Below are 20,929 nucleotides of genomic sequence, written 5' to 3'. Positions count from 1 at the left end.
AGTGTCCTCCCTATTAGAATTTCAATCCGTTTTCACGAGCTGATTCAGCCAAAGCTTTCACACGTCCGTGATAGAGATATCCACCGCGGTCAAAGACCACTTCAGAAATACCTTTAGCTACCGCGCGTTCAGCAACGAGTTTACCTACAACAACAGCTTGTTCTGTCTTAGTACCTTTTGAAACTTCTTTATCAAGAGTAGAAGCGCTTGCGAGCGTTACACCCGCTACGTCATCAATCACTTGAGCGTAGATGCCTGTATTAGAACGGAAAATGTTCAAACGTGGGCGAGCAGCAGTTCCAGAGATTTTACCGCGAACGCGACGGTGGCGTTTTTGGCGGATTTTGTTTTTATCTGGTTTTGAAATCACAATATTCACCTCTTAATGTATGATTCTGTTTCTTACGAAACAATTTGAGAAATAGTCAGCCAGGTGGCTAAGCCACCTCAGCAAGCTATTATTTACCTGTTTTACCTTCTTTACGGCGAACGAATTCACCAACGTAGCGGATACCTTTACCTTTGTATGGCTCAGGAGCGCGAAGGCTACGGATGTAAGCTGCTGTTTGACCAACAACTTCTTTGTTGATACCAGACACGACGATTTGTGTTGGTGTTGGAACTTCAAATGTGATACCTTCTGGTGCAACCACTTCATCTGGATGTGATTTACCAACAGCAAGTGTCAATTTGTTACCAGCCAATTGAGCACGGTAACCGACACCACGCATTTCAAGTTCTTTTTTGAAGCCTTCAGAAACACCAACAACCATGTTGTTGAGGTTAGCACGGCTAGTACCGTGAATAGTCTTCATTTCTTTTGAATCGTTTGGACGGTGAAGAGTTACTTCTGCACCTTCCACACGGATTTCAATAGCAGTTGGGAATTCACGAGTCAATTCCCCTTTAGGTCCTTTTACAGTTACCACGCCGTTGTTTTGAGCAAGCTCAACACCAGCAGGCAATGTAATTACTTTATTACCAATACGGGACATATTTTTTAATTCTCCTGTTAAATTATCAAGCCGTCTAGCGACTAGTTTTCACGGGGGCTCATGATACAGAGGGCGTTAAGAAGTCAAAGTAAAAATAGGAATCTTGACGCAGAAGCCTAAGCTTCGAGGAAGGATTGTCTTTTTTACACAGACTTTAGCCCGTGTTCGAATGAGCAGGTTTTATGATAGCTTTTGTGAAGCAATCATGCTTTTAGGTTTCAATTTCTAAATGTGACAAGGCAGAGCGACGCAGGCTATACTCGAGTATGCCAAGACGCTCTAACACAGGCACATGACGAAATTGGAAGCTAAAAGATTACCAAACGTATGCGATAACCTCACCACCAACGTTCTTTTGACGAGCTTGTTTGTCAGTCAAAAGACCTTCTGATGTTGAGATGATTGCGATACCAAGTCCGTTAAGAACTTTTGGAATATCTTCACGTTTTGAGTAAACACGAAGACCTGGTTTTGAAACGCGTTTCAAGTTAGTGATAACTTTTTCACCGTTTGGTCCGTATTTCAAGAATACACGGATGATGCCTTGTTTGTCATCTTCGATGAATTCAACGTTTTTCACAAAACCTTCGTTTTTAAGGATTGTAGCAATACCTTTTTTGATGTTTGATGCAGGAACTTCAAGCACTTCGTGTTTTGCTTGGTTAGCGTTACGAATACGTGTCAAAAAATCTGCAATTGGGTCAGTCATAACCATTTGTTGTTTCTCCTCTTACTAGCAGTTTGATTGGATCACTTGCTAGTTAATGATGTCCTTACGGACAAGTGATAAGTGTATATATAGAATAAGTTGCTAGTCCTAAGCAAGTCTAGGAAGCACTTCGCAGGCAATACTGAGGTATGGCCAGAAGTGCTGACGACGAATTGCAAGGGAATAGTAAGTTATTCTTACCAAGAAGCTTTTGTTACACCCGGAATTTGTCCAAGGTAAGCCAAGTCGCGGAAGCATACACGGCACAATTTAAATTTGCGGTAAACTGAGTGTGGACGTCCACATTTTTCACAGCGTGTGTAAGCTTGTGTAGAGAACTTAGCTGGGCGTTTGTTCTTAGCGATCATTGATTTTTTAGCCATTTATTCTCTCCCTCTTATTTTGCAAACGGCATACCAAGGCCAGTAAGCAATGCACGTGATTCTTCGTCAGTGTTAGCAGTTGTAACGATAACGATATCCATACCGCGAGTCTTATCAACATCGTCGAAGTTGATTTCTGGGAAGATCAATTGCTCTTTCACACCAAGTGTGTAGTTACCACGTCCGTCAAATGACTTAGTTGGTACACCGTGGAAGTCACGTACACGTGGAAGTGAAACTGTAACCAATTTGTCCAAGAACTCATACATACGTTCGCCACGAAGAGTTACTTTCGCACCGATCGCAACACCCTCACGAAGACGGAAGCCGGCGATTGATTTCTTAGCTTTAGTGATAAGTGGTTTTTGACCTGAGATCAAAGCCAATTCTTGAGCAGCTTTCTCAAGGTTTTTAGCGTTAGAAACAGCGTCACCAACACCCATGTTCAAAACGATCTTATCAACTTTTGGCACAGCCATAACTGAAGAATAGTTAAATTGTTCAGTCAAAGCAGGAACTACTTCATTAAGATATTTTTCTTTTAAACGATTTGCCATTATACTTCTCCTTTCCTTCGTGATTAATCAAGCACTTCGCCTGATTTTTTGTTGTAGCGAACTTTTTTGCCGTCTACAAACTTGTAACCAACGCGTCCTGCAACACCATTTTTGTCAAGAACTTGAACGTTTGACACATGGATTGGAGCTTCTTTTTCAACGAAAGCGCCTTGAGGGTTTTCGCTGTTTGGTTTTTGGTGTTTCTTAACGATGTTAACACCTTCAACAATAACTTTGTTTACTTTTGGAAGTGCTGTTACGACAACTGCTTCAACGCCTTTGTCTTTACCAGCGATTACGCGAACTTTATCGCCTTTTTTTACAAACATTTGATTTCTCCTATGATTTCTTACGCCCTAATGGGCACCCTGGTTAGTGATTTAACCAGGGGACTTAGTTTGTTTTCTAGTTTACTAAATCCGTCACAGACTTCGTTAGTTTGTTTTGATGTACCCAAGTACTATCTACAACAAACTGCCTAGTCTGTAACAAATTTCCTAAAACTATCTGATTAAAGTACTTCTGGTGCCAATGAAACGATTTTCATGAAACCGCCATCACGCAATTCGCGTGCCACTGGGCCAAAGATACGAGTTCCGCGAGGGTTTTTGTCTTCACGGATGATAACTGCAGCATTCTCATCGAATTTGATGTATGAACCATCAGCACGACGAGCACCTGTCTTAGTACGAACGATAACGGCTTTAACAACGTCACCTTTTTTAACCGCACCACCAGGAGTAGCTTGTTTTACTGAAGCAACGATGATGTCGCCGATGTTCGCGAATTTACGTCCTGAACCACCAAGAACTTTGATTGTCAAGATTTCACGTGCGCCACTGTTGTCAGCAACTTTCAAACGAGTTTCTGTTTGAATCATGTCAATTTTCTCCTTTCAGGTTGATTAAATGATAACTGCCTCTTCCACAACTTCTACAAGACGGAAACGTTTTGTAGCTGAAAGTGGGCGAGTTTCCATGATACGAACGATATCGCCTTCTTTAGCAACATTGTTTTCATCATGAGCTTTGTACTTTTTAGAGTAGTTAATACGTTTACCATAGACTGGGTGGTTACGTTTAGTTTCAACTACAACTGTGATTGTTTTGTCCATTTTGTCAGATACTACGCGTCCAACAAGAACTTTACGATTATTGCGTTCCATTGAAATTCTCCTTTCCCAATCTATTATTTAGTTTCAGATTGCACAGTTTTGATACGTGCAATTTGTTTCTTCACTTCGTTCAAACGAGCAGTTTGCTCAAGTTGACCAGCAGCAGCTTGGAAACGAAGTTCGAAGAGTTCTTTCTTCAATTCGTTTTCTTTCTTAGCAAGTTCTTCTTGAGAAAGGCCACGAAGTTCTTTTACAAAATCTTTAATTTCTTGAAGTTTCATGTCTTCTCCTTATTCTGCTTCACGTTTTACGAATTTAACTTTAACTGGCAATTTGTGACCAGCAAGGCGGAATGCTTCGCGAGCGATTTCTTCAGAAACGCCAGCTACTTCAAACATAACCTTACCGCGTTTAACTGGAGCTACCCAACCTTCAGGAGCACCTTTACCAGAACCCATACGTACACCGATAGCTTTAGCAGTGTATGATTTGTGTGGGAAGATCTTGATCCAAACTTTACCACCACGTTTCATGTAACGCGTCATAGCGATACGGGCAGCTTCGATTTGGCGGTTTGTAATCCATGAGCTAGTAGTTGCTTGAAGACCGTATTGACCAAAGTCTACTTGTTTTCCACCTTTAGCTTCACCGCGCATTTTTCCACGGAATTCACGACGGTGTTTTACACGTTTAGGTACTAACATTTGTTATTTACCTCCTTTAGTGTTTTTACGAGCTGGAAGAACTTCACCACGGTAGATCCATACTTTAACACCAAGTTTACCGTAAGTTGTCAAAGCTTCTTCCCAAGCGTAGTCGATATCCGCACGAAGTGTATGAAGAGGAACAGTTCCTTCTGAGTAGCCTTCTGCACGGGCAATATCAGCACCGTTCAAACGACCAGAAACTTGTGTTTTGATACCTTTTGCACCAGCGCGCATTGCACGTTGGATAGCTTGTTTTTGAGCACGGCGGAATGCCACACGTTGCTCCAATTGACGAGCGATTGACTCACCAACAAGGTGTGCATCCAAATCAGGTTGTTTGATTTCGATGATGTTGATGTGTACTTGTTTACCAGTCAATTTGTTCAATTGAGCACGAAGTGCATCAACGTTGCTACCAGCTTTACCGATAACCATACCTGGCTTAGCAGTGTGGATAGAAACGATTACTTTATTTACAGCACGTTCGATTTCGATTGTTGATGTTGACGCATCAGCCAATTCTTTTTTGATAAAGTTGCGGATTGCAAGATCTTCATGAAGGTAATCCGCGTATTCTTTTTCAGCATACCATTTAGCATCCCAATCACGGATGATGCCAACACGCATACCAATTGGATGTACTTTTTGACCCACGTTTTTACCTCCTTATTTCTCTGCCACAACTACAGTGATGTGAGCTGTGCGTTTGTTGATTGGTGAAGCAGAACCTTTCGCACGTGGACGGAAACGTTTCAACGTTGGTCCTTCGTTTGCGAATGCTTCGCTGACTACCAAGTTAGCTTTTTCCAAACCAAAGTTGTTTTCAGCGTTAGCGATTGCTGAGTTCAAAACTCCCTCGATAATGCCTGCAGCTTTGTTTGGTGTGAATTTCAAGATTGCGATTGCGTCTGCTACGCTTTTGCCACGGATGTTATCCAAGACAAGACGTGATTTACGAGGTGAAACACGTACTGTGCGAGCAGTTGCTTTAGCTGAAGTAATTTCTGCCATTGTGTTTTCCTCCTAAATTATTTACGACGAGTTTTCTTGTCGTCAGCAGCATGACCTTTGTAAGTACGAGTTGGTGCAAATTCACCAAGTTTGTGACCTACCATGTCTTCTTGAATGTATACAGGTACGTGTTTACGTCCATCGTAAACTGCGATTGTATAACCGATGAAACTTGGGAAGATCGTTGAACGACGTGACCAAGTTTTAATTACTTTTTTCTTTTCGTCGTTTGCTTGAGCTTCAACTTTTTTCATCAAATGCTCATCGACGAAAGGTCCTTTTTTAAGACTACGTCCCATTTTAGTGTTTTCTCCTTTAAAATATGTACCACAGCGGCTTGTCCGCAAAATAGCGGACTACCGAGTTGGCGGATGATATAGAATGCTAAGCAACTAAAATTAGATTATTTTTGGTTGCGACGACGAACGATGAGTTTGTCAGATTTAGCTTTCTTGTTACGAGTTTTCAAACCAAGAGCTGGTTTACCCCATGGTGTAGATGGTGCTTTACGACCAACTGGTGCTTTACCTTCACCACCACCGTGTGGGTGATCGTTAGGGTTCATTACAGAACCGCGAACTGTTGGACGGATACCTTTCCAACGGCTACGACCTGCTTTACCAAGGTTAACAAGACCATGTTGTTCGTTACCTACAGTACCAACAGTAGCACGGCAAGTACCAAGGATCATACGAACTTCACCTGATTGAAGGCGAACAAGAACGTATTTACCTTCTTGACCCAGAACCTGTGCAGATGCACCAGCAGCACGAACCAACTCACCACCGCGACCTGGTTTCAACTCGATGTTGTGAACAACAGTACCGACTGGGATGTTTGCAAGTGGAAGTGCGTTACCAACTTTGATATCTGCTTCTGGACCTGAAACGATGCGTTGACCAACTTCAAGACCTTTAGGAGCAATGATGTAAGCTTTAACACCGTCTGTGTAGTGTACAAGAGCGATGTTTGCTGAACGGTTTGGATCGTACTCGATAGTTTTAACGATTGCTTCAACGCCATCTTTGTTACGTTTGAAGTCTACCAAACGGTAGAAACGTTTGTGACCGCCACCTTGGTGACGAACAGTGATGCGACCGTTGTTGTTACGACCAGCTTTGCTCTTCAAAGCAACAAGCAAGCTTTTTTCTGGAGTGCTTGTTGTGATTTCAGCGAAGTCCAAAGAAGTCATGTTACGACGGCCATTTGTCGTTGGTTTATAAACTTTAATACCCACGTTAATTCCTCCTTTGATTATTCAGCGTCAGCTGTAGCGAACAATTCGATCGCTTTTGAATCAGCAGCCAATGTGATGATTGCTTTTTTCACTTTGTTTGTGCGACCTACATAACGACCTACGCGTTTTGTTTTAGGTTTCACGTTGATTGTGTTAACATTTGCAACTTTAACACCCTCGAATGCAGCTTCAACAGCTTGCTTGATCAAGAGTTTGTGCGCACGAGTGTCAACTTCAAATACATACTTGCCTGCTTCGAGTTGGCCCATTGAGCTTTCTGTGATGACAGGTTTTTTGATAACATCATACAAATTCATTATGCAAGAACCTCCTCAATTTTAGAGATAGCTGCTTGAGTTACAAGAAGTTTGTCTGCATTTGCGATGTCAAGTACGCTTGCAGTTGTTGCAGTTGCAACTTTAACTCCTGGGATGTTACGAGCAGAAAGAGCTGCGAATTCGTTGCCTTCTTCAAGAATAACAAGGACTTTAGAATCAATGCTCAATGCTGCAAGTACTTTTGCAAATTCAGCAGTTTTTGGAGCTGTGAATTCAAGTGAGTTAACAGCTACAAATTTGTTTTCAGCAACTTTTTCTGAGTAAACAGATTTAAGTGCCAAGCGACGAACTTTTTGTGGAAGTTTGTACGCGTATGAACGTGGAGTTGGTCCGAAGACTACGCCACCGCCACGCCATTGTGGTGAACGGATAGAACCTTGACGAGCACGTCCAGTTCCTTTTTGACGCCATGGTTTGCGTCCGCCACCTGAGACTGCTGAACGGTTTTTAACTGCGTGAGTACCTTGACGAAGGCTAGCACGTTGGCTGATGATCACATCAAATACAACTGCTTGGTTTGGCTCGATACCAAAAATCGCATCGTTAAGAACTACTTCACCAGCTTGTTTACCAGTTTGGTCAAATAATGTTACGTTTGCCATTTCGACTGATTTCCCCTTTCCTTATTATTTACCAGCTTTAACTGCTGACTTGATAGTGATAAGAGATTTCTTAGCACCTGGTACGTTACCTTTGATAAGGATAACGTTCTTTTCTGGAACAACTTGTACAACTTCAAGGTTTTGAATTGTTACACGGTTGCCGCCCATGCGACCTGCAAGGTTTTTACCTTTGAATACACGGTTAGGTGCAACAGGACCCATAGAACCTGGACGACGGTGGTAACGAGAACCGTGAGCCATAGGACCACGTGATTGACCATGGCGTTTGATAACACCTTGGAAACCTTTACCTTTAGATGTACCAGTTACATCAACAACATCACCAGCTGCGAAAGTTTCAACTGTAATTTCTTGTCCAACTTCCAAGCCTTCAATGTTTTTGAATTCACGAATGAAGCGCTTAGGAGCTGTGTTAGCTTTAGCTACATGGCCTTTGGCAGGTTTGTTGCTCAATACTTCACGTTTGTCATCAAAACCAACTTGAACTGCCGCATAACCGTCAGTTTCAACTGTTTTCACTTGAAGAACAACGTTTGGAGTTGCTTCGATGACAGTAACAGGGATAAATTCACCAGATTCAGTGAAGATTTGAGTCATTCCCACTTTTTTCCCTAAGATTCCTTTTGTCATGAGAAAAATATTCCTTTTCTTATTTTATAGTTAAAAAGTTTTTAACGAGCGTTTTTCATGCTCAAAATCAATTAAAGTTTGATTTCTACGTTTACACCACTTGGAAGATCCAATTTCATCAAAGCATCAACTGTTTTTTGAGTTGGATTGATGATGTCGATCAAACGTTTGTGTGTACGCATTTCGAACTGCTCACGAGAATCTTTATACTTGTGAGTCGCACGGATGATTGTGTAGAGGCTACGTTCTGTTGGAAGTGGAACTGGACCTGCTACTTGAGCACCTGTACGTGTTGCAGTTTCAACGATTTTTGCAGCTGCTGTATCAAGTGTACGGTGTTCGTACGCTTTCAAGCGGATGCGGATTTTTTTGTTTGCCATCTTTTTCTCCTTTTCGTCTATTTAACATAATAGGCTAGCTCCACAAGAAAACCAACACGAGTCGCGTGGCAATGCAACCGAGCGTGTCGCAACCTCTTGCATCAAAGCTACAGCCGTAATTTTTACGGCACTAGAACATTCTACCAGATTCTACTTGCCATTGCAAGAGTTTTTACTCAAAAATTCAAAAAATCCCAAAACTTTTATTTCAGGATTCTTCATTACTTATTTTTTTTATTTGAGTTAACCATCAACGAATTTTTTTCTAATATCCTTGTAACTCTCGAATTATTTTTTGACAGTCAGCAAAACTCTATCCGCTTATCAATTTTCCATATTTTCAAATCGGTCATTGATTAAATTTTTTCGATAATCTCTCAGGAGCCCCCTTAACATCAGCAACTCATCATTACCCAAGCTCGGTGTTTGAATCAGACCATAAATATCTTCATGGAGGAGACGATCAAATTTACGTTTTTGACTTTCCTATTTACGAATTATAGCCTTGATATGGTTTCTAAATTTAACTTTGGAAGTAGCAATGTAGCCTACCTAAGTTTCAAACTTCAAACAAACCGTTTCAAATTCCATAACATAGTCTCCCTTAGTTAATTGTTTTAGTTTATAAAAAAATACTGTTTTTTGCTTACTTACTTGGTGGGAGTTAGGTATCTTTTACTGTTAGCGATAGCCATTTCTTTTTCCACTGTTTTTTAAGAATTCTTTGTCGATACAATTCCATACGATTAGGATCCGCTAAGAAATGTGGTGTTGGTCGTACTTGGTAGGCATAAATGTCATCCAATCCAAAAGGAGCAAATATTTCTAATTTATTTCTTTCTGTTCGACAAATACCTATCGCTGTGCATCTTTCTGGAAATTTTTCAATCGCATCCCTTGATGATTGATACGGTTTAGTATTCGGACTATGGATATGCATATACACTTGGTTTTTTAATTCCCATCGATAGGCTGGATAATTTTGATATAAATCGCTTTCTATTCCCATTGTCTCTTCATAAGAAATATTTTCATCAAAAAACACGAGATCGATATCTGTTTCTTCATCAAAACTGTATTGATTCCAAATGAAATTACGGATAGTTCCCGCACAGAGCCAGCAATCTGATAAATTCAGTCTATCCATTATGTCTAATATGACCAAAATATTTTTATCAGCCAGTAGATGCCTCTCTAATTCCTCACTCAGCCTCTTACTTCTTTCTGTAGATCTATCTTTCATCTGGCCTCCCTTTTGATTTTCAGGCTCATGATAAAAAGGTCCACTGGACCTTAATTCGCTTTCTTGTTTTCAGGCTCATGATAAAAAGGTCCACTGGACCTTTTTATTCCTCTTCCATAAAGCTGTTAAAGACTTCTTCAATCATATCCCATTCTGCTGTTGCGTCTTCTGGGATAGGTTGCAAATCGCCTTCTGTGCCATTCTCATTCTCAATGTATGAGTAGGCTTGGATTTCAACTTCTCCGTTCTCATCTTCTTCTGCACTTGCAGGAATCAAGAGAACATAGTTCTTACCAAACTCTTCTTGACCGTCAATCGTCAATAAGATTTCAAAAAGTGTTTCGTTACCTTGGTCGTCTACCAAAGTAATCAATTCACGTTCGTCGTGATTGTGGTCGTGTTCATGGTCATGATGATGTGCCATTAGAATCTCCTTTAAAATGTTCTATCTAAATAATTTTGTAAAATCAGCTGAGCTGCTAATTTATCAATAACTTTCTTGCGTTTTCCTCGGCTGATATCCGCTTGCTCAATCAGCATCCGTTCTGCTGCAACAGTTGTTAAACGTTCATCCTGATAATCAACTGGAAGTTTATAACGCTCAGTCAATAAATCACCGTAAGCTTGACTAGCTTCCACACGTGGACCACTAGTATTATTCATATTCTTCGGCAAGCCTACAACAAATTTATCAACCTTGTACTGTTCTACAAGTTCGGTCAAACGCTCCAGACCGAATTCGCCCTTTTCTTCATCGATTGGGATGATTTCCAACCCTTGGGCCGTGAAACCTAACGGATCTGAAATGGCTACACCAACTGTCTTAGAACCGACGTCTAATCCCATTATTCTCATTAGAGGTCAATCCCATTCCCTTTCAAATAGTAGCGCACCAATTCTTCAATGATTTCATCTCGTTCATGCTTACGAATCTGATTGCGGGCATCATTATAGCGAGGAATATAAGCAGGGTCCCCACTTAATACATAGCCAATGATTTGGTTAATCGGATTATAGCCCTTTTCCTCTAGCGAACGATAAACACTAGTCAATGTTTTGCTGATTTCTTGTTTATCTGTATCATCTAGGCGAAAACGAACGGTTTCTTCGGTAAATCCCATACTTACACCTTCTTTCCCTATTTTTTACATTATATCACAAATTTTAATTATTCTCAAAAAATGCGCAAAAAGAACCCCAAAAGAGTCCTTTTGTACATCTTATAGAGCTGCTCTCATACGAGCTTGAGCATTTTCAACATTGCGCACTGCACGTGGCAAGAAAGCGCGTATATCATCTTCTTTATAGCCCACTTGAAGTCGTTTCTCATCAATCAAGATTGGACTCTTCAAAATACGTGGGTTAGAGGTAATTAAATCAATGACCTCGTTCACACTCAACTCTTCAATATCAAAGTCCAGACTCTTTGCATAACGGTTTTTTGACGATACGATACTTGCAATACCATTCTCTGTTTTTGTTAAGATGTTTAGGATTTCTTCCTTAGTAATGGCTTCCTTCGCAAGATTATGCTCATTATAAGATAATTGGTGAGCATTTAACCAATTTTTCGCTTTCTTACAAGAAGTACAACTAGATACAGTATAAATTTTAATCATGTAGTCACTCCTTTGCTACATTTTATTAAGCACATTATAGACTATTATATCATAAATTCCCTCGGTCTGCAGACCTATTTTTTAAAAAAACATTAAATTTTGGGGTAAAAATTCGGTTTTTATTAGAAAAAAGCCTGGAATCTCCAGACTTTTTCGTGCTTATACTAAACAATTTCGCACATACCTATAATAGATATGCACCAATGGTTCAATATTAAATCTATTTTGTTAGGAATTAATCTTCTAATTCAATACCGCCATCAAGATCTAGGATAACATCTTGGATCTCTTCCACAGCAACTGGGGCTTCTTCGGTCACAACCTCTTCAACTCCATCTGCTTCAATCAAGCCATAATGAACACGAATCTTGCGGTCAATTTCATCAAAGATGGCTGGATTATCTGCTAAGAATTTCTTAGCATTTTCAGAACCTTGGCCAATTTTCTCTCCATTATATGAATACCAAGCACCTGCTTTTTGGATGATACCGAGGTTGCTACCAATCTCAATCAATTCACCTGTACGAGAGATTCCTTCACCGTACATGATTTCAACAACAGCTTCTTTAAATGGTGGCGCCACCTTGTTTTTCACAATCTTCACCTTGGTTTCCTTACCAACGTTTTGATCTTTCTTGTCGCCTGTTCCTTTGATTTGTGTGTTTCCACGAACATCCATACGGACAGATGCATAGAATTTAAGCGCACGTCCACCAGGTGTTGTTTCAGGGTTACCAAACATGACACCGACTTTTTCACGCAACTGGTTAATGAAAATGGCTACTGTTTTTGTTTTGTTGATGGATGCACCGAGTTTGCGCATGGCCTGACTCATCATACGAGCCTGCAAACCAACGTGGCTATCACCAATATCACCGTCAATTTCTGCACGTGGTACAAGGGCTGCAACCGAGTCAACAACAACCAAATCAACAGCACCAGAGTCAATCAACTTACCAGCGATTTCAAGACCCTGCTCTCCTGAGTCTGGCTGTGACAAGAGCAACTCATCAATATTGACACCAAGAGCTGCTGCATAGGCTGGATCCAAGGCATGCTCCGCATCGATAAAGGCAGCAATACCGCCATCTTTCTGAGCTTGAGCTACTGCATGAAGGGCAACAGTTGTCTTACCTGAGCTCTCTGGACCGTAAATCTCAATGATACGCCCCTTCGGATAGCCACCCGCTCCAAGCGCAATGTCGATTGACAAGCTACCTGAACTCATGACTTGAACTTTTTGCTCAGCACGCTCACCAAGACGCATGACAGCACCCTTACCAAAATCTTTTTCAATTGATTTTAGGGCATCATCCAGCGCTTTTTTACGCTCATCGCCAAATTTCTTTGTAATATCTTCTAATTTTTTTCCTGGTTTCTTAGCCAATGATTTTCTCCTCTTTTCTTAGTCAAACTATTATAGCAAATATCTGCTATTTCACAAAGTGTTTCGTACAAAATCCCAGGCCTGCAAACAAGCAAGCTGGCGAAGGTATTGCCACGAATAACCACCTAAATCTATCTCTTTTTTGGAAATACCCGAGGTCGTAGCCAAAGTGAGATATACTTTTGCAAGTACGTTGTCCTCTGTTGATTCCGGTTTGATAAGCACAGACACAGCCAAACCTAAATCAGCTTGCAGCTCCTGCCGAATGCAGTCAGCTTCCTCTGATAGCCTGCCCGATTCTGTCCCTAGCTGACCGATGACTTTCCCTCCGCTAAAATACGGCTGATCAGCCAAAGCCAAACTCAATTCAGCTTGCAAGAGACCACCTGTCCCCTGTTCGACGATGGCTATAGTTTGTTTTTTCTCTATCAAACAAGACGCTACCATTTTGACCAAACTATTGTCCTCTCCGTAGGCATAGAAATAGTCTGCCAGTTTGTCACGTTTCAAGATTTCTTCTTCCAACTGATTCAAACGTAGATTTGCTTCTTCTTGGCTGGTCGCTTTGGTGGACAAGCGTAAAGTCACCTCTCCAACCTTAGCATAGGGTGCAAGAGTTGGGTCTGTCTGCTTGTCAATCAAGTCCGCCAAAACAGTCACCAGCTGGCTTTCACCAATGCCAAAAAAGCGTAGGACACGCGAATAAAGTTGCTGCTGAGATTGGGACAGTAAAGGCAAGAGACTCTCAGAAAACATGGCCTTGAGCTCACTTGGTGGGCCAGGCAAAACAATATAGGTTACACCATCTTGCTCAATCATACCACCAACAGCTAAACCAGCTGGATTCTGTAGCGCCTGACTTCCCTCCACAATCTGTGCCTGGCGTTCATTGTTGGGCGTACGGACACGACCTGGTCGGCTAGCAAAGAAACGGTCTAATTTTGCCATAGCCAACTCATCAAACACAAGATTTCTACCTAAGAAGGTCGCCAAGGTCTGCTTGGTCAAGTCATCCTCTGTTGGTCCAAGACCTCCACAGATAATAACCAAATCACTGCGTTGGCTGGCTACCTCCAGTACAGACAAAAGCCTGTTTTCATTATCTCCAACAGCTGTGTGGAAATAAACATCAATTCCCAGCTCTGCACATTTTTCCGAAAGGAACTGGGCATTGGTATTAATGATTTGGCCTGTCAAAATCTCGGTTCCGACGGCGATTAGTTCTGCTTTCATATTCCTCCTCTGTCTAGGGTGCGATTACTCGCTCATCTAATAAATTCGTAATTGATTTCTAAAATCACAAGATTCTTCATGTTCATTTAAGAGACCTGCTGCCTGCAAATAAGAGTAGATACAGACAGGACCTACAAATTTGAAGCCTCGTTTTTTCAAATCTTTGGATAATCTTTCTGATAGTTCACTTTTGGTCGGTAGTTCTCGAAAGGACTTAATAGGGTTGTCGATAGATGTAAAGTTAACCCATTCCCAAAGATACGTATCAAACGTACCGAATTCCTCCTGTACTCGAAGAAAGGCCTGAGCATTGGCGCGGGTAGCGTACAGTTTTGCCTTATGACGAATGATGTCTGGATTGGTCAGAAGGCTATCTAACTCGCTATCTGTCATGGCCGCAACCTTTTGAATATCATAGTTGAAAAAAGCAGAGCGAAAAGCCTGGCGTTTATTGAGAACAATTTCCCAGGAAAGTCCTGCTTGGTAGGATTCCAAGCAAAGCAACTCAAACAAAGACTGCTCATCGTGAAGTGGCTTGCCCCATTCTTCATCATGGTAAGCAATATAAAGTGGATTATTTAGATTAACCCAAGCACAACGGGACATAGAAACTCCTTTTGGTGAATAACTAAAGTGCGAATCAGGATAAACTGACCGAAACACGGCTACGATACTTTGCAAAATTGTCAAACTGAATCCTACATATCACTGAATAACGCAGTTGACATCTGGCAAAAGGCTTCGTCAAAACTCGCCTTTTACCTAGTTGTCATTGCGGAGGTCTCACAACGAAATTTCTTGCAAAATTTCTGTTCGGCCGTCTATTTTGCTTTGTATCGCTTAACGCCTTAGTATCCTATTACTTCATCAGCATTTTAAGGGCTGACTTGATGTAGTTTTCTGCGGTGTCGTTGGTACCGTCGAAGAATTTCTTGATTTTCTTGAGTTCGGCTGGTCGGTAGCCAAGAGCTTCCATGGCTTCCATAGCTTCATCAAGAGCGATATTTTCACTGGATGGTGCTACTTGTTGAACAGGACCCGCTTCTTCGCTCATGACAAACTTGCCTTCCAGGTCCAAAATCATCTGCTGGGCTGTTTTCTTGCCAATCTTTGGAAACTTGGTCAGGTAGGTAATGTTCTTCTGCTCAATAGCACGAACAAGTCCATCATTATCATCAACAGCAATAATAGCCAGAGCTGTTGTTGGACCAATACCTGATACTGAAATCAGACTCAGAAAGACGGATTTTTCATTTTCTGTAGCAAATCCATAGAGCAAATGAGCATCTTCTCGAATCACTTGATGAGTATAGACAGTCACTTCTTGCTGGACTTGTCCTGAATAGGCGTAGGGGTTAGCAACCTGCAAGATATAGCCTACTCCATGCGTTTCTACCACAATGTATTTTGCAGTGATTTTTGTTAAAATTCCTTTGATATAGTCGTACATATACTTCCTTTACTAATGTGTCAACTTTTTCAACTATGTTAATACTTGCCCAATTCTCGCAAACTCGTGTGATTTTCTTGAATGCGACGGAACATTTTTTCCATATCCGATTTGCTAAAATGTACTAAAACCGGACGGCCGTGCGGGCAGTTATAGGGATTTTGGCAGTAAGACAATTGTCTCAATAAATCACGCGCCGAATAATCATCCAAAGCATGGTTAGCCTTGATTGACCGTTTACAAGACATCATGATAGCCAGTTCTGCCCGATACTGCTTGATTGACACCTGATCCGTCAGAAGCAACATGTCGCACATCTCGTAGATACCAGACTCAATCTCCTCTTCCTTCATCCAAATAGGATGTTCACGCAGAATAAATTGATTAGCTCCATATTCTTCCAAGTTGACACCAACTTGACGAAGGGCATCCATTTTGTGGACAAGGTCAAGGGCATCATTCTGCGGAAATTCAAAAATATACGGCACCAATAACTGTTGAGCTGAATTGTCAACCTGTCCAATTTTCTCACGATAGTATTCGTATTTGACCCTCTCTTGTGCGGCATGCTGGTCAATGATATAAAGTCCTGTCTTACCTTGTGCAAATAAATACGTCCCATGCATTTGACCAAAATATTCTAACTCTGGAAATGTCGATGTTTCCTCCCGGTCTAATTTATCTGCCAGTTTTGCCAATTCTTTTGCGCTTAGATTAGGATGCTCCTGATCTTCTGAATCCACCGACTGACGTTCTGCAAATTGAACAGATGTAGGTTTATTTTCGACAGGTGACTCAACAATCTCTTGCCTATCCTCTTCGAGAGGTTTGACATCCTCAGCGACCACATCTGGTTTTAAGAAGAAGTCTTGCTTAATCGTATCATAATAGATTTTTGGCTCTCTGAGTGGTAAGGTGCCTTGCTCTGCTTTTACTTTTGGTCGAGTACTTGACTGAGCTAAATTCTCAAGAGCATCTGGTATCAAATCCTGCTCTTTAAGCGCTTGACTAATCGCCTCTCGAATCAAGGTCATGAGTTCTTTTTCCTTGGAGATACGAACTTCCTGCTTGGTCGGATGCACATTAACATCAGCAAGATAGGGGTCAATTTCTATAGAAATGACTGCCAACGGAAAGCGTCCAACCATCAACTTACTGCCGTAACCTTCCAAAATCGCTCGATTCAGCAAAAAATTCTTGATATAGCGACCATTGATGAAAATGGAAATGTAGTTGCGGTTGGCACGAGTCAACTCTGGCAAGGAAACGTAACCTGAAATCTGAAAATCCAGATCTTCTGCCTCAATTTCAACCATTTTTTTGGCGGAAGCAATCCCATAAATCCCTGAAATTGCCTGACGAAGTTTCCCTGTCCCTGCAGTTCTAATTAATTCTCGCCCTTCGTTTACTAAGACAAAAGCTATTTCCGGATGAGCTAGACTCAATCGATTTACAACATCAACAATATGTGATAATTCAGCCTGTTGACTGCGAACGTATTTGAGACGAGCAGGGGTATTGTAAAATAAATCCGAAACAGTAATCTGTGTGCCAACTGGACGACTAACTGGCTCCTCTTTCTCGATGACACCACCTTTGGCCTCCAAATGAAGCCCGTGTGCAGAGTCTGCCTTAGCTGTCTCAATAACCATCTGACTGACAGAAGCAATGGAAGGCAGTGCTTCTCCACGAAAACCGAGGGTGCGAATACGAAACAAATCCGATTGACTTTTTATCTTACTGGTGGCGTGACGGCGGAGGGCAAGCGCTACTTCATCAGGGGCAATCCCCTCACCATTATCCGTGATCTGAATCATTTTAAGGCCAGCCTCTTCAACACTAATTTCAATCTGACTAGCCCCTGCGTCAATGGAATTTTCCACCAACTCCTTAACCACACTGGCTGGTCGCTCAATGACCTCACCAGCCGCAATCTGGTTGGCTAGTATTTCTGGTAGTTCAATAATATGTGACATCATCTCTCCTACATTTCTTTAAAAAATTTTCCCGAATGCTTATTTTTCCATTATACCACATATCCACTTTCCCTCCTTTTCCCAGATAACCTAAAGAAAAAATGACTGCCTGAGCAATCATTCATTCTTTTGATAAATCGTAAAGTAATCCGTTGTCTGAACAGACTGGTACTGTGATTCTAAATTTGTCTTGATTTCATCTAGAATTGGCAAATTCTTATTGACGACTACAAATTTTGCCTCATTTTTATTGATGTCATACATCAAGCTATTTTTATTGTCGTCAGTATTCAGATAGGGTTCTGCTGTAGTAATCGTTGCGGCAGATAAACGTTGACTTGAAAGATAGATGCTTGCGCTATTATCCCAAACATAAATCTTATCCGAATCTTTCGTTTGTTCACCAATGTAATTGGCAACTTGTTCACGGTCAGTTCTCAAATCTCCCTGTACCAAATAAAGATAAACAGGTTGAGCGATAATACCCAAGCAAATAGCTAACGGAAGAAAGAATTGACGACGCAAATACCCACGATAATCTTCTACATCCTCATCACGCAGGTAAACGACTGACATCGCAAAACCATACGGTAAAAGAAGAATGAGTTGGCTCCATTGAAAGTTTGCATTCCCAATAATAAAGACACATTGAACTAAGAAAGTCAATAATAGGAGAACTTTGATATAGGTATGTCTTCCTTGTTTGAAAGAAAATACCATTTGGATGAAACTTTTAAAGAATCCAGATAAGAGTAAAAATACAGACACAATCGCCAAGGCTAAATATAGATAGGAATGGTGAAAGTCTAACTGTAAGTTATAAAGGAAAGTTTGTTGAATAGCTGTCCCCAGAATCTGCGCCTCAAAAGCATAATAACCTACCGCATATAGAATCAGAAGAAAACCAAAAATGGTCGCTAATAATTGATAGATTCCTCGAGTAACTTGGCGGTGTTGGATATTAAAAATAAATAAAACTAGACCCGCAACTAACCAAAGGATCAGACTTTTTGGGTAAATTAAAAATACCAATGCCGCATCGATTCCGTAGAGGATAAATGCCTCATCACGCACTGCATTTTCAAAATAGCGGACCAGAAACCACACACTAGTCAAAAGAAATGGAAGAGCAAACATTTCTGCATACATCCCTCCAAAACCAAGTGCAAAAATAAATACATAGAACCAATGACTAGAACTTGTCGCTAGGTGTTCTGACTGACTAAAATAAGCTACAATCTTATAGAAATAGACTCCCGCTATTAGTAATGCTATAAACTGGAGGATTCCAAAGATAATGAAAGTTCCTCCCAGATGACCTAAGAAAGCAAGTAAGTAGAATAATAACCCGCTTGTACCAAAGAAATCACCATAAGGGATTTGTCCATTTGCCATTGCCATCCCTGCATATAAATTTTGAGTTTGTATATTGGTTGCAAATGGCATTAGCAGTGGATTAGCTACGCTAAAAACACTTAAAACTAAGCTCCAAACAAGAGCTGGCCAATACTTTGTCTTTAATACTCTTTCATGAAATTCACCATTCAGTTGCACTTGCTGTCTGCGTGATGCTCTACGACTACGCCGATAAGTTTCCTCAGGATGAGTAACTACGTCCGAAACTACATCTAATTCTGTCATTTTCTTCTCCTTGGATTTGCTTTCCTTATTATATCAAAAAGCACTCCCGATGTCATTTCCTATCGGGAGTGCTGGAAATTTTTGCAAACAGTTCTAACTGTCGAAAGGTATGGCGTTTGTTCTCTTGAAATTCTTTTAAAAAGGCTACTTTTTCTGCATGTGTCATACCTATTTATTCGCAAAAAGATATTCATTTTTTAAAAATCCGACGAACTTCTGAGATAAAGTAGAGAGAGCCTGTGACAATCAAAATCCCTTGCTTGCTAGATTGCCAATCTTCTATAAACTGCTGATAATTCTCAACATAATCTCGTCCTTGTCGGTTTTCCTCAGACAAGGCACCATCATAAGCAAAGCTGGTTAATACAAGGGCAGTATGTGGTAATTTTTCGTCCAATAATTCCAGCATTTCTTGAAAGTCCTTGCGCCGAAGGGCTGAAAAGAGAATGGCGACAGGTTCATCTTGTTCTTGAATAAAGTCAAGCAAACGTTCGATAGCTGGGACATTATGGGCTCCGTCCAAATAGATTTTTGGCTCTTGAACTACCAATTCCAAACGACCAGGCCAGCTGGTTTGGGCAAGGGCTTGTTGAATCAACTGAGGTTGAATGTCTTTTTGAATATTGGTCATATAGAGTAGAAAAGTTTGTAGGGCTACGGCCGCATTCTCTTCTTGGTGATGGCCAGCCAGACCCAGAACCAATTCTGACAGATCAATGTCCGGATTGCTGAACTGTCCTGCTTTATAGGTGAATTCCTGACCAAATTGGTGGACAGAGGCTTGTTTGTCTTGGGCAATGTGGCGACAGATAACTGTGGTTTCTGGAGAAAGTGGTCCAAGGACGACAGGCACGTTTTCCTTGATAATACCCGCTTTCTGCTCTGCTATTTCCCTTAAAGTCGAGCCTAGTAAATCCTGATGGTCCATGCCGATAGAGGTGATGACGCTGAGAGCCGGTGCCACGACGTTGGTCGTATCCAAAAGTCCTCCGATGCCCACCTCTACTAGTGCCACATCGGGTTGTTGAGCTTCGAAATAGAGGAACATAATGAGCACCATGACCTCAAAATAGCGAAAAGGCTCATAACGGGTGGCGACTTCCTGCTCCAAGTCGTAGACTTTCTGTAAATAGTGCTGAAAATCATGGTCTGAAATGGGCTGGCTGTCAATACAAATCCTGTCGTGTACACTCACCATGTGGGGAGATACAAAACTACCGACACGCAAGCCGTGAGTCTGAAAGAGCTGGCGCAGAAAGGCAATGGTCGATCCCTTGCCATTAGTTCCAGCGACATGAATGATCGGAACTGCAAACTGGGGATTCCCTAGTAGTTCTAGGGCATACTCAATCTTTTCCATCTTGTAATGAAACACCTGACCTTGTTTGGTGTTTAACCAATTTTCTAACATAGCCACCTCCTACATACTGTCTAGTATAACAAAAAAGAGGCTGGGTAAAAAGCCCAATGTCATTAAGTTAAGCATTTAAGTAGCTAAAGAAACTATTCTCGTCTGAGCAGTTCATGACAAAACGGGAATAGTTTTTGTATTTAGGGCGCACAAAAAGGAGGTTTTTTAACCCTATTTTTCAACTATTATGTTACTCTATAAGTGAAGCTTACAGGTACCTTGCTTTTTATCTTTCTTTGGAAGGTTCGATTGGGTCGGACGATGGATAAATGTTTGGCAATGTAA

Annotated in this window: 30 protein-coding genes; all 30 read right to left on the bottom strand. The window is 41.2% G+C overall.

Annotation, left to right across the window (positions count from 1 at the left end):
• Window positions 1-13: 13 nt before the first annotated feature.
• Window positions 14-370, bottom strand: a complete 357-nt coding sequence (gene rplR, locus ODU50_RS09595; protein ID WP_002936641.1) for a 50S ribosomal protein L18 — start codon at window positions 368-370, stop codon at window positions 14-16.
• Window positions 371-458: 88 nt separating this feature from the next.
• Complete coding sequence (rplF, locus tag ODU50_RS09590; RefSeq protein WP_004195502.1) at window positions 459-995, bottom strand: 50S ribosomal protein L6; 537 nt, start codon at window positions 993-995, stop codon at window positions 459-461.
• A 316-nt stretch (window positions 996-1,311) separates the two neighbouring features.
• A complete protein-coding gene (gene rpsH / locus ODU50_RS09585; RefSeq protein ID WP_002936647.1) occupies window positions 1,312-1,710 on the bottom strand; it encodes a 30S ribosomal protein S8 in 399 nt (132 codons plus the stop codon).
• 191 nt (window positions 1,711-1,901) lie between these two features.
• A complete protein-coding gene (locus tag ODU50_RS09580) occupies window positions 1,902-2,087 on the bottom strand; it encodes a type Z 30S ribosomal protein S14 (protein WP_002936651.1) in 186 nt (61 codons plus the stop codon).
• A 14-nt stretch (window positions 2,088-2,101) separates the two neighbouring features.
• Complete coding sequence (rplE, locus tag ODU50_RS09575) at window positions 2,102-2,644, bottom strand: 50S ribosomal protein L5 (protein ID WP_002936653.1); 543 nt, start codon at window positions 2,642-2,644, stop codon at window positions 2,102-2,104.
• A gap of 23 nt (window positions 2,645-2,667) precedes the next feature.
• Window positions 2,668-2,973, bottom strand: a complete 306-nt coding sequence (gene rplX / locus ODU50_RS09570; RefSeq protein WP_398581406.1) for a 50S ribosomal protein L24 — start codon at window positions 2,971-2,973, stop codon at window positions 2,668-2,670.
• Window positions 2,974-3,155: 182 nt separating this feature from the next.
• Window positions 3,156-3,524, bottom strand: a complete 369-nt coding sequence (rplN, locus tag ODU50_RS09565; RefSeq protein ID WP_002936658.1) for a 50S ribosomal protein L14 — start codon at window positions 3,522-3,524, stop codon at window positions 3,156-3,158.
• Between the two features lie 24 nt (window positions 3,525-3,548).
• Window positions 3,549-3,809: a 30S ribosomal protein S17 gene (rpsQ, locus tag ODU50_RS09560; protein ID WP_000440801.1), complete on the bottom strand. Its 261-nt coding sequence runs from the start codon at window positions 3,807-3,809 to the stop codon at window positions 3,549-3,551.
• 23 nt (window positions 3,810-3,832) lie between these two features.
• Complete coding sequence (gene rpmC / locus ODU50_RS09555) at window positions 3,833-4,039, bottom strand: 50S ribosomal protein L29 (protein WP_002936659.1); 207 nt, start codon at window positions 4,037-4,039, stop codon at window positions 3,833-3,835.
• A gap of 9 nt (window positions 4,040-4,048) precedes the next feature.
• Entirely contained in the window at window positions 4,049-4,462 is a 414-nt protein-coding gene (rplP, locus tag ODU50_RS09550; protein WP_002936660.1) for a 50S ribosomal protein L16, read from the bottom strand.
• 3 nt (window positions 4,463-4,465) lie between these two features.
• Window positions 4,466-5,119, bottom strand: coding sequence for a 30S ribosomal protein S3 (gene rpsC / locus ODU50_RS09545; protein ID WP_002936661.1), 654 nt, complete (start codon window positions 5,117-5,119; stop codon window positions 4,466-4,468).
• Window positions 5,120-5,131: 12 nt separating this feature from the next.
• Window positions 5,132-5,476 carry a 50S ribosomal protein L22 gene (gene rplV, locus ODU50_RS09540; RefSeq protein WP_002936662.1) on the bottom strand — a complete coding sequence of 115 codons (345 nt, stop codon included), beginning with the start codon at window positions 5,474-5,476 and terminating at the stop codon, window positions 5,132-5,134.
• Between the two features lie 17 nt (window positions 5,477-5,493).
• Window positions 5,494-5,775 carry a 30S ribosomal protein S19 gene (rpsS, locus tag ODU50_RS09535; RefSeq protein ID WP_000533766.1) on the bottom strand — a complete coding sequence of 94 codons (282 nt, stop codon included), beginning with the start codon at window positions 5,773-5,775 and terminating at the stop codon, window positions 5,494-5,496.
• A gap of 104 nt (window positions 5,776-5,879) precedes the next feature.
• Entirely contained in the window at window positions 5,880-6,713 is an 834-nt protein-coding gene (rplB, locus tag ODU50_RS09530; RefSeq protein WP_002936663.1) for a 50S ribosomal protein L2, read from the bottom strand.
• 17 nt (window positions 6,714-6,730) lie between these two features.
• Window positions 6,731-7,030, bottom strand: coding sequence for a 50S ribosomal protein L23 (locus ODU50_RS09525; RefSeq protein WP_004195491.1), 300 nt, complete (start codon window positions 7,028-7,030; stop codon window positions 6,731-6,733).
• On the bottom strand, window positions 7,030-7,653 hold the full coding sequence (rplD, locus tag ODU50_RS09520; protein ID WP_004195490.1) for a 50S ribosomal protein L4: 624 nt from the start codon (window positions 7,651-7,653) through the stop codon (window positions 7,030-7,032). The genes ODU50_RS09525 and rplD overlap by 1 nt, the downstream gene beginning before the upstream one ends.
• 24 nt (window positions 7,654-7,677) lie before the next feature.
• Window positions 7,678-8,304, bottom strand: coding sequence for a 50S ribosomal protein L3 (rplC, locus tag ODU50_RS09515; protein ID WP_011921686.1), 627 nt, complete (start codon window positions 8,302-8,304; stop codon window positions 7,678-7,680).
• A 71-nt stretch (window positions 8,305-8,375) separates the two neighbouring features.
• Entirely contained in the window at window positions 8,376-8,684 is a 309-nt protein-coding gene (rpsJ, locus tag ODU50_RS09510; RefSeq protein WP_002939332.1) for a 30S ribosomal protein S10, read from the bottom strand.
• 664 nt (window positions 8,685-9,348) lie between these two features.
• Window positions 9,349-9,927 (bottom strand): nucleotidyltransferase family protein, encoded by a 579-nt coding sequence (locus ODU50_RS09505; protein WP_105153535.1) that lies wholly within the window; start codon window positions 9,925-9,927, stop codon window positions 9,349-9,351.
• Between the two features lie 103 nt (window positions 9,928-10,030).
• The gene (locus ODU50_RS09500; protein ID WP_002939343.1) at window positions 10,031-10,351 is read right to left on the bottom strand and encodes a DUF1292 domain-containing protein; all 321 of its coding nucleotides are present in this window, start codon (window positions 10,349-10,351) and stop codon (window positions 10,031-10,033) included.
• Window positions 10,352-10,362: 11 nt separating this feature from the next.
• Entirely contained in the window at window positions 10,363-10,782 is a 420-nt protein-coding gene (ruvX, locus tag ODU50_RS09495) for a Holliday junction resolvase RuvX (RefSeq protein ID WP_002939356.1), read from the bottom strand.
• Entirely contained in the window at window positions 10,782-11,048 is a 267-nt protein-coding gene (locus ODU50_RS09490) for an IreB family regulatory phosphoprotein (protein ID WP_002939360.1), read from the bottom strand. The genes ruvX and ODU50_RS09490 overlap by 1 nt, the downstream gene beginning before the upstream one ends.
• Window positions 11,049-11,147: 99 nt before the next feature.
• Window positions 11,148-11,546: a transcriptional regulator Spx gene (spx, locus tag ODU50_RS09485; RefSeq protein ID WP_002939362.1), complete on the bottom strand. Its 399-nt coding sequence runs from the start codon at window positions 11,544-11,546 to the stop codon at window positions 11,148-11,150.
• Between the two features lie 235 nt (window positions 11,547-11,781).
• Window positions 11,782-12,933, bottom strand: a complete 1,152-nt coding sequence (gene recA, locus ODU50_RS09480; RefSeq protein WP_105153534.1) for a recombinase RecA — start codon at window positions 12,931-12,933, stop codon at window positions 11,782-11,784.
• Window positions 12,934-12,984: 51 nt separating this feature from the next.
• Window positions 12,985-14,166, bottom strand: coding sequence for a competence/damage-inducible protein A (locus tag ODU50_RS09475; RefSeq protein WP_105153533.1), 1,182 nt, complete (start codon window positions 14,164-14,166; stop codon window positions 12,985-12,987).
• Window positions 14,167-14,202: 36 nt separating this feature from the next.
• Entirely contained in the window at window positions 14,203-14,772 is a 570-nt protein-coding gene (locus ODU50_RS09470; protein WP_105153532.1) for a DNA-3-methyladenine glycosylase I, read from the bottom strand.
• 253 nt (window positions 14,773-15,025) lie between these two features.
• Window positions 15,026-15,616 carry a Holliday junction branch migration protein RuvA gene (ruvA, locus tag ODU50_RS09465; protein WP_029179972.1) on the bottom strand — a complete coding sequence of 197 codons (591 nt, stop codon included), beginning with the start codon at window positions 15,614-15,616 and terminating at the stop codon, window positions 15,026-15,028.
• Between the two features lie 38 nt (window positions 15,617-15,654).
• On the bottom strand, window positions 15,655-17,592 hold the full coding sequence (gene mutL, locus ODU50_RS09460) for a DNA mismatch repair endonuclease MutL (RefSeq protein ID WP_105141288.1): 1,938 nt from the start codon (window positions 17,590-17,592) through the stop codon (window positions 15,655-15,657).
• A gap of 117 nt (window positions 17,593-17,709) precedes the next feature.
• The gene (locus ODU50_RS09455) at window positions 17,710-19,233 is read right to left on the bottom strand and encodes a quinol oxidase (protein WP_029752400.1); all 1,524 of its coding nucleotides are present in this window, start codon (window positions 19,231-19,233) and stop codon (window positions 17,710-17,712) included.
• Between the two features lie 190 nt (window positions 19,234-19,423).
• Window positions 19,424-20,644, bottom strand: a complete 1,221-nt coding sequence (locus tag ODU50_RS09450; protein ID WP_029752398.1) for a folylpolyglutamate synthase/dihydrofolate synthase family protein — start codon at window positions 20,642-20,644, stop codon at window positions 19,424-19,426.
• Window positions 20,645-20,929 lie beyond the last annotated feature (285 nt).

Origin of the sequence: Streptococcus sp. 2020WUSS084 (assembly GCF_044427445.1) — a bacterium.
Lineage (GTDB): Bacteria > Bacillota > Bacilli > Lactobacillales > Streptococcaceae > Streptococcus > Streptococcus suis.
The sequence above is the reverse complement of the archived record's forward strand: the minus strand, read 5'-3'. Positions and strand labels throughout refer to the sequence as shown.

Excerpts from the sequence above, each read along its gene's own strand:
- rpsS (WP_000533766.1), bottom strand. The coding sequence starts at position 5,775 with ATGGGACGTAGTCTTAAAAAAGGACCTTTCGTCGATGAGCATTTGATG.
- rpsJ (WP_002939332.1), bottom strand. The coding sequence starts at position 8,684 with ATGGCAAACAAAAAAATCCGCATCCGCTTGAAAGCGTACGAACACCGT.
- mutL (WP_105141288.1), bottom strand. The coding sequence starts at position 17,592 with ATGTCACATATTATTGAACTACCAGAAATACTAGCCAACCAGATTGCG.
- rplX (WP_398581406.1), bottom strand. The coding sequence starts at position 2,973 with ATGTTTGTAAAAAAAGGCGATAAAGTTCGCGTAATCGCTGGTAAAGAC.
- ODU50_RS09505 (WP_105153535.1), bottom strand. The coding sequence starts at position 9,927 with ATGAAAGATAGATCTACAGAAAGAAGTAAGAGGCTGAGTGAGGAATTA.
- ODU50_RS09470 (WP_105153532.1), bottom strand. The coding sequence starts at position 14,772 with ATGTCCCGTTGTGCTTGGGTTAATCTAAATAATCCACTTTATATTGCT.
- ODU50_RS09490 (WP_002939360.1), bottom strand. The coding sequence starts at position 11,048 with ATGGGATTTACCGAAGAAACCGTTCGTTTTCGCCTAGATGATACAGAT.
- rplC (WP_011921686.1), bottom strand. The coding sequence starts at position 8,304 with ATGACAAAAGGAATCTTAGGGAAAAAAGTGGGAATGACTCAAATCTTC.
- rpmC (WP_002936659.1), bottom strand. The coding sequence starts at position 4,039 with ATGAAACTTCAAGAAATTAAAGATTTTGTAAAAGAACTTCGTGGCCTT.
- ruvA (WP_029179972.1), bottom strand. The coding sequence starts at position 15,616 with ATGTACGACTATATCAAAGGAATTTTAACAAAAATCACTGCAAAATAC.
- rplF (WP_004195502.1), bottom strand. The coding sequence starts at position 995 with ATGTCCCGTATTGGTAATAAAGTAATTACATTGCCTGCTGGTGTTGAG.
- ruvX (WP_002939356.1), bottom strand. The coding sequence starts at position 10,782 with ATGAGAATAATGGGATTAGACGTCGGTTCTAAGACAGTTGGTGTAGCC.
- rplD (WP_004195490.1), bottom strand. The coding sequence starts at position 7,653 with ATGGCAAACGTAACATTATTTGACCAAACTGGTAAACAAGCTGGTGAA.
- ODU50_RS09475 (WP_105153533.1), bottom strand. The coding sequence starts at position 14,166 with ATGAAAGCAGAACTAATCGCCGTCGGAACCGAGATTTTGACAGGCCAA.
- ODU50_RS09455 (WP_029752400.1), bottom strand. The coding sequence starts at position 19,233 with ATGACAGAATTAGATGTAGTTTCGGACGTAGTTACTCATCCTGAGGAA.
- ODU50_RS09525 (WP_004195491.1), bottom strand. The coding sequence starts at position 7,030 with ATGAATTTGTATGATGTTATCAAAAAACCTGTCATCACAGAAAGCTCA.
- rplV (WP_002936662.1), bottom strand. The coding sequence starts at position 5,476 with ATGGCAGAAATTACTTCAGCTAAAGCAACTGCTCGCACAGTACGTGTT.
- spx (WP_002939362.1), bottom strand. The coding sequence starts at position 11,546 with ATGATTAAAATTTATACTGTATCTAGTTGTACTTCTTGTAAGAAAGCG.
- rpsH (WP_002936647.1), bottom strand. The coding sequence starts at position 1,710 with ATGGTTATGACTGACCCAATTGCAGATTTTTTGACACGTATTCGTAAC.
- ODU50_RS09450 (WP_029752398.1), bottom strand. The coding sequence starts at position 20,644 with ATGTTAGAAAATTGGTTAAACACCAAACAAGGTCAGGTGTTTCATTAC.
- rplN (WP_002936658.1), bottom strand. The coding sequence starts at position 3,524 with ATGATTCAAACAGAAACTCGTTTGAAAGTTGCTGACAACAGTGGCGCA.
- rplE (WP_002936653.1), bottom strand. The coding sequence starts at position 2,644 with ATGGCAAATCGTTTAAAAGAAAAATATCTTAATGAAGTAGTTCCTGCT.
- ODU50_RS09580 (WP_002936651.1), bottom strand. The coding sequence starts at position 2,087 with ATGGCTAAAAAATCAATGATCGCTAAGAACAAACGCCCAGCTAAGTTC.
- ODU50_RS09500 (WP_002939343.1), bottom strand. The coding sequence starts at position 10,351 with ATGGCACATCATCATGACCATGAACACGACCACAATCACGACGAACGT.
- rplP (WP_002936660.1), bottom strand. The coding sequence starts at position 4,462 with ATGTTAGTACCTAAACGTGTAAAACACCGTCGTGAATTCCGTGGAAAA.
- rpsQ (WP_000440801.1), bottom strand. The coding sequence starts at position 3,809 with ATGGAACGCAATAATCGTAAAGTTCTTGTTGGACGCGTAGTATCTGAC.